This is a genomic window from Mesorhizobium sp. M8A.F.Ca.ET.161.01.1.1 (genome assembly GCF_004792105.1).
Lineage (GTDB): Bacteria > Pseudomonadota > Alphaproteobacteria > Rhizobiales > Rhizobiaceae > Mesorhizobium.
On record NZ_SRTD01000553.1, the window covers coordinates 1 to 278 of the forward strand.

Here is a 278-nt window from a genome sequence, read left to right on the forward strand (position 1 = left end):
ATTATTGCCGGACGAAACTGGCGAAACCTCAAGGTGCTCCTGCCCGTCGCAACCCTTTTGGCGGCAAATGTCATGTTTCATGTCGAAGCGCACTATCAGGGCGTCTCCGACACGAGCCGCCGCCTCGGCCTTGGAGCGGTTGTCGTCCTCATCATGATCATCGGCGCGCGGATAATTCCGAGCTTCACGCGCAATTGGCTGGTTCGCGAGAAGCCCGGCCGGCTCCCAGCGTCATTTGGCAGGTTCGATATTGGAACCATCGCGCTGTCCGCCGTCGG

The 278-nt window shown here is 60.1% G+C and carries 1 protein-coding gene; it reads left to right on the plus strand.

The annotated features are described in order from the left end of the window. A partial coding sequence (locus EN804_RS36980) for an NnrS family protein (protein ID WP_135922473.1) occupies positions 1–278 on the plus strand: 278 nt, incomplete at both ends.